Consider the following 13,233-nt stretch of genomic DNA (forward strand, 5'->3'; position numbering starts at 1 on the left):
GCGCCGGGATCGCCCCTGCGCGCTGACGGACGGTCGGAGAGCGCCTTCCGGAAGGACGACGCAATGCCCGCCCCCGCAGCCGTGCAGCCGCCGAGCCGGACCACAGCCGCACGCGACAGCGGCGGCAGGACCGAAGCCAGGCGCGGGCGCAAGGCGTACCGCGGCGGGGATCGCCCTGCGCCCTGGCGGGCGGCGGGGATCGCCGGTCTACGAAGGTTGGCGCAGTGTCCGCCCGCGCAGCCGGGCAGGCAGCGGAGCACAGCCGCTGCGCCGGGGGTACCGGCTCGTGCCGCACCGGCGGCGTGTCCCGGCGGAACAGCCGGGCGGGGGCAATCGTGGCCCCACGTGGGCGGAGCCCGTACCTACCCGCCGCACGCGGCACCCGATGCGCGCCCGCCGTCAGGGGCCCTGAGCGGGTGTTCAGCGCACGGGCGGGGTGGTGGGCGCTCGGCGTGGCGCAGCGCGGCCCACCCGCGCGGCAGGGCCGGGGTCCGGGCCCTGACCTACCCGCTGCATGACGCACCTGCTGCGAGCCCACGTGTATGCCCACCCGCGCGGCAGGGCCGAGGCCCCGGGGCGGAGCCCCTGCCTACCTGCCGCACGCGGCACCGGCGGCGAGCCCTCGCCAGCGCGCCGGCGGCGGGCCCACCGCGTTCAACGGGGCGGGCGCTCGGCGTGCCGCAGCGCGGCCCACCAGGGCGGCAGGGCCGGGGTCCGGGGGCCGGCGCCCCTGCCTACTCGCCGCACGCGGCACCTGCGGTGGCCCACCGCGTTCAGCCGGGCGGGCCGCACGACGGCGGCGTGGCCCCACCGGCGCACCGGGGAGGGCGCACGACGTACCGCAGGCGTGGCCCCGCCCGCGTGGCAGGTCCGGGGTCCGGGGGCGGAGCCCCTGCCTACTCGCCGCACGACGGCGGCCTGGCCCCCCGGCGCACCGGGGCGGGCGCACGGCGCACCGCAGGCGTGGCCCGCCCGCGTGGCAGGGCCGGGGTCCGGGGGCGGAGCCCCCGGTCAGCCGCCGTACGCGCCGGAGGCCGTCAGCCGCAGTGCCGTGTCGATCAGCGGGACGTGGCTGAACGCCTGCGGGAAGTTCCCCACCTGTCGCTGCAGGCGCGGATCCCACTCCTCGGCGAGCAGCCCCAGATCGTTCCGCAGCGACAGCAGCTTCTCGAAGAGCCGCCGTGCCTCGTCGACGCGCCCGATCATCGCCAGGTCGTCCGCGAGCCAGAACGAGCAGGCGAGGAAGGCACCCTCGTCGCCCTCGAGACCGTCGACGCCCGCCTCGTCACCGGCCGTCGGATAGCGCAGCACGAAACCGTCCGGCGTGGACAGCTCCCGCTGGATCGCCTCGATCGTGCCGATCACCCGCTTGTCGTCCGGCGGCAGGAAGCCCATCTGCGGGATCAGCAGCAGGGACGCGTCGAGCTCCTTCGAGCCGTACGACTGCGTGAAGGTGTTGCGCTCCTTGTCGTAGCCCTTCTCGCAGACGTCGCGGTGGATGTCGTCGCGCAGCTCGCTCCAGCGCTCCAGCGGCCCGTCGGCGTCGCCCGACTCGATCAGCTTGATCGTGCGGTCGACGGCGACCCAGGCCATGACCTTGGAGTGCACGAAGTGGCGGCGCGGCCCGCGGACCTCCCAGATGCCCTCGTCGGGCTGGTCCCAGTGGTCCTCCAGGTACCGGATCAGCTTGAGCTGGAGGAGCGAGGCGTAGTCGTTGCGCGACAGACCGGTCATGTGTGCGAGGTGCAGTGCCTCGGTGACCTCGCCGTACACATCGAGCTGGAGCTGGTTGGCGGCGCCGTTGCCGACCCGGACCGGGGCGGAGTTCTCGTACCCGGGCAGCCAGTCCAGCTCCGCCTCGCCGAGCTCGCGCTCGCCGGCGATGCCGTACATGATCTGCAGGTTATCCGGGTCGCCGGCGACCGCGCGCAGCAGCCACTCGCGCCAGGCCCGGGCCTCTTCCCGGTAGCCGGTGCGCAGCAGCGAGGAGAGGGTGATCGCCGCGTCGCGCAGCCAGGTGTAGCGGTAGTCCCAGTTCCGTACGCCGCCGATCTCCTCCGGCAGCGAGGTGGTCGGCGCGGCGACGATCCCGCCGGTCGGGGCGTACGTGAGCGCCTTCAGCGTGATCAGCGAGCGGACCACCGACTCACGGTAGGGGCCGTGGTACGTACAGTGCTCGACCCACTCGCGCCAGAAGTCCTCCGTCGCCTCCAGCGATCCCTCGGGGTCGGGCAGCGCGGGCGGCTCGCGGTGGGACGGCTGCCAGCTGATCGTGAAGGCCAGCCGGTCGCCGGGGGAGATCGTGAAGTCGGAGTACGTCGTCAGGTCCTTGCCGTACGTCTCCGTCGGCGTGTCCAGCCACACCGAGTCGGGGCCCGCGACCGCGACCGTACGGTTGTCGACCTTGTGCACCCACGGCACCACCCGGCCGTAGCTGAACCGCATCCGCAGCGCGGAACGCATGGGGACGCGGCCGCTCAAGCCCTCCACGATCCGGATCAGCTGCGGCGCCCCGTCACGCGGCGGCATGAAATCGGTCACTCTGACCGTTCCGCGCGGCGTGTCCCACTCGGACTCCAGGATCAGCGAGTCCCCCCGGTACCTGCGGCGGTCCGCGGCGGGCGGCTCGGCGTGGCCCGGATATGCGGGCCCGAGCCGCCAGAAACCGTGCTCCTCGGTGCCGAGCAGTCCGGCGAAGATCGCATGCGAGTCGAAGCGGGGCAGGCACAGCCAGTCGACCGTGCCGTCCCGGCAGACCAGGGCAGCGGTCTGCATGTCTCCGATGAGTGCGTAGTCCTCGATGCGCCCGGCCACGTGGATCTCCAGTCGAACGGCCACGTCCGCCCTGCGTGGCGCTTACTGCGGTCAAGGGTGTCAATCGGTCAATCGGTCGTTGACGAGCTCTTGTTCCGGGTGAAGGGCGGGGGTGGTGCCGATCGCCGGCCCGGCTCGGCAGCGAGATTCCGAATCAAGTGTCCGAGCAGGATACGACGCACCCAGGTGATCCGCGCGACGCTCCCGGCAATGCGGCGCCGCCGAACGGGTGAGCGGCGGGTGAGCCCGGAGAAGCCCGTGATGGCCATGATGCCCTGTGTGGCCGGAAGCAGTCTCCCCTCGGCGCTGATACCCTGGTAGCCCGTGGACCGGTGGGCGCTGACCCCCGAACCGCAGCGACGGCACCCCAGGAAGTCTCAGGATCTCCACCTGCGGGATCGCCGGTACGCACGACCACCTCGCGACCACGGGAGCCCCCTCTTGGCCATGCCGCCCGCTGCTTTTCGAAACAGCACAGCCACGACGACCAAGCACATCTTCGTCACCGGGGGTGTCGCCTCCTCCCTCGGCAAGGGCCTGACCGCCTCCAGCCTGGGGGCGCTGCTCAAGGCGCGGGGGCTGCGGGTCACGATGCAGAAGCTCGACCCGTATCTGAACGTCGACCCGGGCACCATGAACCCGTTCCAGCACGGCGAGGTGTTCGTCACCAACGACGGCGCCGAGACCGACCTGGACATCGGCCACTACGAGCGGTTCCTCGACGTCGACCTGGACGGCTCCGCGAACGTCACCACCGGCCAGGTGTACTCGACCGTCATCGCCAAGGAGCGGCGCGGCGAGTACCTGGGCGACACGGTCCAGGTCATCCCGCACATCACCAACGAGATCAAGCACCGCATCCGCCGCATGGCCACGGACGATGTGGATGTCGTGATCACCGAGGTCGGCGGCACCGTCGGCGACATCGAGTCGCTGCCGTTCCTGGAGACCGTCCGCCAGGTCCGTCACGAGGTCGGCCGGGACAACGTCTTCGTCGTGCACATCTCGCTGCTGCCGTACATCGGCCCGTCCGGTGAGCTGAAGACCAAGCCGACCCAGCACTCGGTGGCCGCGCTGCGCAACATCGGTATCCAGCCGGACGCGATCGTGCTGCGCGCCGACCGAGACGTACCGACCGCGATCAAGCGCAAGATCTCGCTGATGTGCGACGTGGACGAGGCTGCCGTGGTCGCCGCCATCGACGCCAAGTCGATCTACGACATCCCGAAGGTGCTGCACACCGAGGGCCTGGACGCCTACGTCGTGCGCAAGCTGGACCTGCCGTTCCGCGACGTCGACTGGACGACCTGGGACGACCTGCTGGACCGCGTCCACAACCCCGACCACGAAGTCAGTGTCGCGCTCGTCGGCAAGTACATCGACCTGCCCGACGCTTACCTTTCGGTGACGGAGGCGCTGCGTGCCGGCGGCTTCGCGAACCGCGCCCGCGTCAAGATCAAGTGGGTCACGTCGGACGACTGCAAGACCCCGGCCGACGCGGCGAAGCAGCTGAGCGACGTGGACGCGATCTGCATCCCCGGCGGCTTCGGCGACCGCGGTGTCAGCGGCAAGGTCGGCGCGATCCGGTACGCCCGCGAGAACAGGATCCCGCTGCTCGGCCTCTGCCTGGGCCTGCAGTGCATCGTGATCGAGGCCGCGCGCAACCTGGCCGAGATCCCGGAGGCGAACTCGACGGAGTTCGACAGCGCGACCGCCCACCCCGTCATCTCGACGATGGAGGAGCAGCTGGCGTACGTGGAGGGCGCGGGCGACCTGGGCGGAACGATGCGCCTCGGGCTCTACCCGGCGAAGCTCGCCGAGGGGTCGATCGTCCGCGAGGTGTACGACGACCAGCCGTACGTGGAGGAGCGCCACCGTCACCGCTACGAGGTGAACAACGCCTACCGCGCGGAGCTGGAGAAGAAGGCGGGCATCGTCTTCTCGGGCACGTCCCCGGACAACAAGCTCGTCGAGTACGTCGAGTACCCCCGCGATGTGCACCCGTACCTGGTCGCGACCCAGGCCCACCCGGAGCTGCGCTCCCGCCCGACCCGCCCGCACCCGCTGTTCGCGGGCCTGATCAAGGCCGCCGTCGAGCGCAAGACGGGCAACTGACGGGCAACTGAGGCAAGGCACCACAAGGTATTACGGTGGACCGGGGTACGGACTGGGAGAGGTTCCGTGCCCCGGTTCCGGCGTTTGGGAGGACGTACATGACCATCAAGGACACCCCCGAGGAGTGGCAGGTCACCGCGACCGCCACCCCCTTCAGGGGCAACAAGACGAGTGTCCGTACCGACGACGTGGTCATGCCCGACGGCTCGGTCGCGCGCCGTGACTACCAGGTCCATCCCGGCTCGGTCGCGGTGCTCGCCCTCGACGAGTCCGGACGCGTCCTCGTGCTCCGCCAGTACCGGCACCCCGTGCGCCAGAAGCTCTGGGAGATCCCGGCCGGCCTGCTCGACGTCCCCGGCGAGAACCCGCTGACGGCCGCGCAGCGCGAGCTGTACGAGGAGGCGCACGTCAAGGCGGTCGACTGGCGCGTGCTCGCCGACGTGTACACCACGCCCGGCGGCTGCGACGAGGCTGTCCGCATCTTCCTGGCCCGTGACCTCTCCGAGGCGGAGGGCGAGCGCTTCCAGGTCGCCGAGGAGGAGGCCGACATGGAGCTGGCCCGGGTGCCGCTGGAGGAGCTGGTGCGGGGGGTGCTGGCCGGGGAGCTGCACAACAACTGCCTGGTGGTGGGCGTGCTCGCGCTCACGGCGGCGCTGGCGGGCGACGGCATGGAGTCCCTCCGCCCGGCCGAGGCGCCCTGGCCGGCGAGGCCGTTCGCGGCGTAGCCGGCGGCCTGGGCCCTGAGGCGTGACCGGTACCGTCCGGCCGGCCCGTGTGTCCGTCCTCAAGCGCCGGACGGGTGTGATGCGGGCCGGTGCCGGCCGGGTGGGCCGGACCGGCGGGGGACGGAGCCACCCTTCAGGGGTCCGGGGCGGTGCCCAGGTTCGGGAAGGGGCGGGGCGGGGAGAAGGCCCGCGCGGCATGCCCACCCGCACCCGCACCCGCCCCTGGTGGGAACATCGGCTGATCCGATCGGGGGAAACGCGTGTCGCGCGCCGTCGCGGCCGCCCCGGTTCGGCGAGATGACTGAATTACGCTCTGAGCGCCCGCACGGAAAACCCCGGTGGGTTCGGCTCGTTCGGCGACGGACTGGGAGCGTGGCCCGTGAGGGAGCAGGCGGTGGAGTGGAACGGCCCCTCGCCCCAGGGCCACCCGTCGCCGGCCGGGCCGGGGGCCGACCCGGGCCCCGGGCCCGCGGAGCCGGACGGCCATGGCACCGTATCCGGTGTGGTTGGGCAATTCATCGGGCGCCAGCGTGAGTTGAAGGCGCTGCGGTCCGACATCGAGCGGGCCGGTCTGGACACCATCTCCGGGCGCAAGGCGCCCCGCGCCCGGGTGCTGCTCGTCGCCGGGCGGCCCGGCTCCGGACGCAGCGCGCTCGCCGACGAGCTGGCACGGCGGCTGACCGACGAGTACCCCGACGGCGTGCTGAGGGCCCGGCTCACCGAGCCGGGCGGCGCCCCCGTCCCCACCGACCGCACCGCGCGCGAGCTGCTCGACACCCTCGGGATCGACGCCCCGCCCGGCGCCGGCGAGGACGAGCTCACCGAGATGGTCCGCGAGGCCCTCGCGGTACGCCGCTGTCTGCTCCTGCTCGACGACGCCGGCGACGCCGAACAGGTCGACCCGCTGCTCCCCGACAATCCCGACTGCCTGGTCGTGGCCGTCGCCAAGGGCCCCCTCACCGGAATCCCCGACGTCCGGCCCTGCACGATCGGCGGCATGGACGCGAAGTCCGCCATCGACCTGCTGAGCGGCTACGCCGGCGAGGTGCGGATCACCGTCGACCCGCAGGCCGCCGAGTCGCTCGTGGAGCAGTGCGGCGGGCAGCCCGCAGCAATGGTCCTGGCGGGCGGCTGGCTCGCCGCCCGCCCCAAGGCCTCGGTCGCCGACGCTGCCAAGCAGCTGCGCGGGATGCCGGACGACCCCGACCAGCCCACCGGCGCCCGTCCGCTGGCCCGCGCCTTCCGGCTCGCGTACGAGTCCCTGCCGCAGCCCGCCGCCCGGATACTGCGACTGCTCGCCCTCGCGCCCGCCGGGCTCGCCGACGCGCACACCGCGTCCGCGCTGGCCGGCTGCTCGGTCTCGGCGGCCCGGTCGACGCTGGAGGACTTCGTCGCGCTGGGCCTGCTGCGGGCGGGCACGGCCGGGGAGACGTACGAGGTGCCCGGCTGCCTCGCCCCGTTCCTGTACGACCTGATGACGACGCACGACCGTCCCGCCGAGATCCAGCTCTCCCGCGCCCGGATGCTCGAACGGACCGTACGGCTGCTGCAGTCCTGCCGGGCCGTCACCGAACCCGACGGCTCCGCGGCCCGGCGCAGGCTCGCCGGGCTGCCGAAAGCGCTGCGCTTCCCGAATCCGCAGGCCGCGGACGCCTGGCTGCTGGCGCGCCGCCCCGCGCTGCTCGCCTCGGCGCGGCTCGCGGTCGCCGACGGCGAGCTGGACACCCTGGCCCGCCGGCTGATCGCCGCAGTCGTACGCGCCCTGGTCGCCCACCGCGGCACCGTGGCCGTCGCGCCCGATCTGTACGGACTGCACCAGCTCGTCCTCGATGTGGCCGAGCGTCGCGCGCTCCACCGCGAGCAGGCCGCGGCCCTGCTGAACCTCGCCGATCTGGACGCCGGAACCGGTCGCACCGAGGACGCCCTGGCGCGATACCGGGCAGCGCTGGACGCCGGGCGCAGAGCAAATGACCCGTACGCGACCGGTCGCGCAATGGAATCCGTAGGTGGGGCTTATCAGGAGCTGGGGGACTGGCAGCGGGCCGCCGACTGGTACGGCCGCGCCCTCTCGCAGCGTCTCGCCCGCGGGGAGCTCGCCGACGAGGCGAGGCTCTACGGCCGCCTCGGCGCCGTGCACACGTACGCCGGCCGCTACGGCGAGGCCCTGCGGAACTGGCGCGCGGCCGCGGCCGGCCACCGCAGGGCGGGCGATCTGCCGGGATACGCGCGGGCGTTGAGCGAGGCGGCCCGGGTCCAGGAGTACGCGGGGCGCCCCCAGGAATGCCTGCGGACCTGTGCGGACGCCGTGGACTGGGCGCGGCGGGCCGGGGACGTACGGCTCCAGGGGGCGCTGCAGCTCAGACTGGCCGACACGCTGGACCGGCTCGGTGACCCGGCGGCGGCCAGGCTGCACCGGGCGGCTGCTGGGCAGCTGCTGGGGACCGACGCTTCCGGCCTACGAAATCCGTAGTGCTTCCGTCGAGGAATTTTGCTTTGCAAGGCTAGACAGCGAGAAGTCCTTCATTAGACTGGCTCTGCCGGGTGTCGCCCCGGTCTCTCCCGTTGCGCCTGGCGCATCCGGGTAAGTATGGAAGTGCACCAGAAATCCCCCTGAGCCAAGGACCGTGATCGACGTGAAGGTCGGCATCCCCCGCGAGGTCAAGAACAACGAGTTCCGGGTGGCGATCACCCCCGCCGGAGTGCACGAGCTCGTGCGCAACGGCCACCAGGTCTTCATCGAGGCGAACGCCGGCGTCGGCTCCTCGATCACGGACGAGGAGTACGTCGCCGCCGGTGCGCAGATCCTGCCCACCGCCGACGAGGTCTGGGCCACCGCCGACCTGCTGCTGAAGGTCAAGGAGCCCATCGCCGAGGAGTACCACCGCCTCCGCAAGGACCAGACGCTCTTCACCTATCTGCACCTCGCCGCCTCCCGCGAGTGCACGGACGCCCTGCTCGAGTCCGGCACGACCGCCATCGCGTACGAGACCGTGGAGCTCCCGAACCGCGCCCTGCCGCTGCTCGCTCCGATGTCCGAGGTCGCGGGCCGGCTGGCCCCGCAGGTCGGCGCGTACCACCTGATGCGCTCGGTCGGCGGCCGTGGCGTGCTGCCGGGCGGTGTCCCGGGCACCCACGCCGGCGAGGCCGTCGTCATCGGCGGTGGCGTCTCCGGCTGGAACGCCACCCAGATCGCCGTCGGCATGGGCTTCCACGTGACCCTGCTCGACCGCGACATCAACAAGCTGCGCGAGGCCGACAAGATCTTCGGCACCCAGGTGAAGACCGTCGTCTCCAACGCCTACGAGCTGGAGAAGGCCGTCATCGAGGCCGACCTCGTCATCGGCGCCGTCCTCATCCCGGGCGCCAAGGCCCCGAAGCTGGTCACCAACGAGCTCGTGGCCAAGATGAAGCCCGGAAGTGTCCTTGTCGACATTGCGATCGACCAGGGCGGCTGCTTCGAGGACTCCCGTCCGACCACCCACGCCGAGCCGACCTTCCAGGTCCACAACTCGGTCTTCTACTGCGTCGCCAACATGCCGGGCGCGGTGCCCAACACCTCCACCTACGCGCTGACCAACGCCACGCTGCCGTACATCGTGTCGCTGGCCAACAACGGCTGGGTCGAGGCGCTGCGCCGTGACCCCGCGCTGGCCAAGGGCCTCAACACCCATGACGGCCAGGTCGTCTACAAGGAGGTCGCCGAGGCCCACGGCCTCGAGTCCGTCGAGCTGAGCTCGCTGCTCGGCTGAGACGCCGACCGACGGATCCGTCGAATACGGCTCGTCAACATCACGCATCCGGCCGGACCTTGTCGAGCAAGGTCCGGCCGGATGTGTGTCCGGACACTTCCCACTACGCGCTCAACTCGCCTCGAACGTAACTCTTTAACCGTTTCGCACACCCGTGAAACACGCGGACCGACCGCTGTGCACCCTTGACAGAGGGGTGTTCGGTTGCCGACACATCGGGCCGGGTCCGGTGGATTGTGTTGCTGCGGACCGGTGACACGCCATAGAGTCGCCAACCGTCGGCATGGTGCCACGCTGACCTATCGATAAATTTTCCTGGTCACGTCCAAGGAGGTAAGACGACTTGTGAATGAGTCGACATTTTCTCCCGGGGGTGGTCAAGCAGGAGTGCCTGCGCAGGGCCAGGGTTCTGCGTCCGGGCTCGAAGCTGTCGGCTCTGTCGCTGTCCGAACCTTCGCGACCCACCAGCACATGACGACGACAGCCCACACGATGAAGATGATGGACGGCCAACACGTGAACGCCATGGCCGGCAACGAGAGTGGCCGAGAGTCCACCCACTTCGCCGACTACGACGAGGTGCCCGAGGGGCACTTCTACGACCCAGACGCCGAGTACGAGCCGGACCCGGAGTACGCGGCCACGCTCGCGCCCGACGCGGCCCGCCAGCGCCGCGAGCGGATCGGTCCCACCGGACGGCCGCTGCCCTACTTCCCGATCCCGGGCCCGCTGACCTCCCACGGCCCCGCGAAGATCATCGCGATGTGCAACCAGAAGGGCGGCGTCGGCAAGACGACGTCGACCATCAACCTGGGCGCCGCGCTCGCCGAGTACGGACGGCGCGTCCTGCTCGTCGACTTCGACCCCCAGGGGGCGCTGTCGGTGGGGCTGGGCGTGAACCCGATGGAGCTCGACCTCACGGTCTACAACCTGCTCATGGAGCGGGGCATGTCCGCGGACGAGGTCCTGCTGAAGACCGCCGTGCCGAACATGGACCTGCTGCCGAGCAACATTGATCTCTCGGCCGCGGAAGTCCAGTTGGTGAGCGAGGTCGCGCGCGAGTCGACCCTGCAGCGTGCGCTGAAGCCGCTGATGCAGGACTACGACTACATCGTGATCGACTGTCAGCCGTCGCTCGGTCTGCTGACCGTGAACGCGCTGACGGCGGCCCACAAGGTGATCGTGCCGCTCGAGTGCGAGTTCTTCGCGCTGCGCGGTGTCGCGCTGCTGACCGAGACGATCGAGAAGGTCCAGGAGCGGCTCAACCCCGAGCTGGAGCTGGACGGCATCCTCGCGACGATGTACGACTCGCGCACGGTGCACAGCCGTGAGGTGCTGGCGCGGGTGGTCGAGGCGTTCGACGACCACGTGTACCACACGGTCATCGGGCGCACGGTGCGGTTCCCCGAGACCACGGTCGCGGGTGAGCCCATCACGACGTACGCGTCCAACTCCGTCGGTGCCGCCGCCTATCGCCAGCTCGCCAGGGAGGTGCTCGCCCGGTGTCACGCCGAGTGAGTCTGCCCGGGGCCGACGAGCTGTTCCGTACGACCGGGGGCATGGGCCTGCAGTCGTCGTCCCCGAGGCGGGGGACGAGCGGCGCCAACGGCGCGAACGGTGAGGCGCGCGTGCCGGCGCAGGCGGAGGAGCGGTCACCGGAGGAGCACTCCCCGGCGGAGGAGGAGGCGGAGAGCGCCGAGTCCCGCAGCCGGGGCACGGCCGCGGCTGCGGAGGGCGAGCCAGGCTCGGCCACGGCCGCCGCGTCCGCTGCCGCTGCGAAGGGGCGCTCCGGCGCCCCCGCGGCGGGCGCGGCGCCGCGGGGACGCCGGGGGCGGGCCGCCAACCGGAGGCCCAGCGGGCGCGAGCGCCACGACGAGAAGATCACGGTCTATGTCTCGGCCGAGGAACTGATGGACCTCGAGCACGCGCGTCTCGTGCTCCGCGGTGAGCACGGTCTCGCCGTCGACCGCGGGCGCATCGTCCGCGAGGCGGTCGCGGTCGTGCTCGCGGACCTGGAGTCGCGGGGCGACGCGAGCATCCTGGTGCGGCGGCTGCGCGGTCGCTGACGGGGTAGCCTGCGCGCGCCCCTTCTTTTCCGCACCCTGGACCACGATGCCCCCGACGGACGACGCCCCCACCCCAGCCCCGCGCGGCCCCCGCCGCGCCCTGGGCCGCGGCCCGGGCACGTCCGGATCCCGCTCGTGGCCCCACGCCGCGGGACTCCCCCCGGAGCCCCCCGAGACGTCCCCCGAGCCCATGGCGGACCCGTCGGCTCCCGCCACCCTGTCGCCCGAGGCGCCGCCCGCTCCGGCGGAGCCGCGCCCGGCTGCCGAGCCTGTGGCGGAGTCACCGGCCCCCGAGACGGCTGCCGCGCCCGTGGCGGCCCCGTCGGCCCCCGTGGGCCTCCCGACCGATGCGGCACCGGGTCCGGTGGTCTCCGACGAGCCCAGAGGCGCTGCCTGCGCCTTCCTGCCGAGCCCCGAGGGCGTGGGGGCACCCGCAGTCACGTCCGGAACCGGGCGATTCCTCGCGGACCCTGCCGGGACGGCGGAGGCCGGGGCGCCGGCCGCTCCGGCGGAGCCCGGGGGCGCGACGACCGGGCCTGTCAGATCTGCTGATGCGGTGGAACACGGCCATGAGCCCGATACGCCTGGGGCGGGGCGAATCGGCTCCCGGCCGTCGGCCCCCGCCGCCGGCCTCCCGGCCGATTCGGCGCCGGGTCCGGTGGTCTCCGGGACGGACCCTGAGGAGCCCGGGTACGGGGCTGACGGCTCTCGGGCGGTCGGCGCGCCGGTCGGCGCCGCAGCCGGTGCGGCCGAGGTTGTGGACCCGCCCGGGCACGCGCCTGATGTGCTGGGACAGGTTGCCGGGACCGACGGCCGCGGGACCCACCGGGCGGTGGGCGTGGCGCCCACCAAGGCCGCCACGGGTCTCGTCGGCGAGCAGACCCCGGGCGGGTCCGCCGACGTGTCCCCAGACGAATCCGGTGCCGCCGACGACGGGCGGTTCACCGTGCGGCTCGCGAACTTCGAGGGGCCGTTCGATCTGCTGCTGCAGCTGATCTCGAAGCACAAGCTGGACGTGACCGAGGTCGCGCTGTCCAAGGTCACCGACGAGTTCATGGCGCACATCCGCGCCATGGGGCCCGACTGGGACCTGGACCAGACGACGGAGTTCCTCGTCGTCGCCGCGACCCTGCTCGACCTGAAGGCCGCCCGGCTGCTGCCCGCCGCCGAGGTGGAGGACGAGGCGGACCTCGCGCTGCTGGAGGCGCGGGACCTGCTGTTCGCGCGGCTGCTGCAGTACCGGGCGTACAAGCAGATCGCCGAGATCTTCAACGCCAGGCTGGAGGAGGAGGCCCGGCGGTACCCCCGTACCGTCGGCCTCGAGGACCACCACGCCGAGCTGCTCCCCGAGGTCGTCATCAGCATCGGCGCCGAGGGCTTCGCCAGGCTCGCCGTCAAGGCCATGCAGCCCAAGCCGAAGCCCCAGGTGTACGTGGACCACATCCACGCGCCCCTCGTCAGCGTGCGCGAGCAGGCCGAGGTGGTCGTGGGCATGCTGCGCGACCGGGGACGGGTCAGCTTCCGCGAGCTGACGGAGGGCGTCGGCGACACCCTCACCGTCGTCGCGCGCTTCCTCGCCCTGCTGGAGCTCTACCGTGAGAAGGCCGTCGTCCTCGAGCAGGAGGACGCACTCGGTGAGCTGATCGTCACCTGGGCCGGTGGCGACGCCGTCGCGCAGGTCACCGACGAATTCGACCGGCCCCCCGAGAGCCCCGAGAAAACGGAGGAGAAGGCGTGAGCGACGACCTCAAGCCTGCGCTCAAG

General features: G+C 72.2%; 7 protein-coding genes and 1 pseudogene. 7 read left to right on the forward strand and 1 reads right to left on the reverse strand.

The window, feature by feature from the left end:
• Positions 1–1,011: 1,011 nt before the first annotated feature.
• A complete protein-coding gene (locus ACFV9O_RS17775) occupies positions 1,012–2,814 on the reverse strand; it encodes a glycoside hydrolase family 15 protein (RefSeq protein WP_385418719.1) in 1,803 nt (600 codons plus the stop codon).
• Positions 2,815–3,261: 447 nt separating this feature from the next.
• On the opposite strand from ACFV9O_RS17775, the gene ACFV9O_RS17780 reads away from it, so the two are divergent.
• The 7 genes and pseudogenes from ACFV9O_RS17780 (at position 3,262) to ACFV9O_RS17810 (ending at position 13,207) form a co-directional block, all read left to right on the forward strand.
• Positions 3,262–4,929, forward strand: a complete 1,668-nt coding sequence (locus tag ACFV9O_RS17780) for a CTP synthase (protein ID WP_385418722.1) — start codon at positions 3,262–3,264, stop codon at positions 4,927–4,929.
• Between the two features lie 98 nt (positions 4,930–5,027).
• Positions 5,028–5,654 carry an NUDIX domain-containing protein gene (locus ACFV9O_RS17785; RefSeq protein ID WP_385418575.1) on the forward strand — a complete coding sequence of 209 codons (627 nt, stop codon included), beginning with the start codon at positions 5,028–5,030 and terminating at the stop codon, positions 5,652–5,654.
• Between the two features lie 379 nt (positions 5,655–6,033).
• Positions 6,034–8,140: pseudogene (locus tag ACFV9O_RS17790) on the forward strand (tetratricopeptide repeat protein); the annotation flags it as partial.
• Positions 8,141–8,287: 147 nt separating this feature from the next.
• Positions 8,288–9,403: an alanine dehydrogenase gene (ald, locus tag ACFV9O_RS17795; protein ID WP_385418725.1), complete on the forward strand. Its 1,116-nt coding sequence runs from the start codon at positions 8,288–8,290 to the stop codon at positions 9,401–9,403.
• A 387-nt stretch (positions 9,404–9,790) separates the two neighbouring features.
• The gene (locus ACFV9O_RS17800) at positions 9,791–10,921 is read left to right on the forward strand and encodes a ParA family protein (protein WP_385418577.1); all 1,131 of its coding nucleotides are present in this window, start codon (positions 9,791–9,793) and stop codon (positions 10,919–10,921) included.
• A complete protein-coding gene (locus tag ACFV9O_RS17805; protein ID WP_385418727.1) occupies positions 10,918–11,469 on the forward strand; it encodes a hypothetical protein in 552 nt (183 codons plus the stop codon). Before ACFV9O_RS17800 ends, ACFV9O_RS17805 begins: the two co-directional genes overlap by 4 nt.
• A 658-nt stretch (positions 11,470–12,127) precedes the next feature.
• Complete coding sequence (locus ACFV9O_RS17810; protein WP_385418579.1) at positions 12,128–13,207, forward strand: segregation and condensation protein A; 1,080 nt, start codon at positions 12,128–12,130, stop codon at positions 13,205–13,207.
• Positions 13,208–13,233 lie beyond the last annotated feature (26 nt).

This window comes from Streptomyces sp. NPDC059909, assembly GCF_042730885.1.
GTDB lineage: Bacteria > Actinomycetota > Actinomycetes > Streptomycetales > Streptomycetaceae > Streptomyces.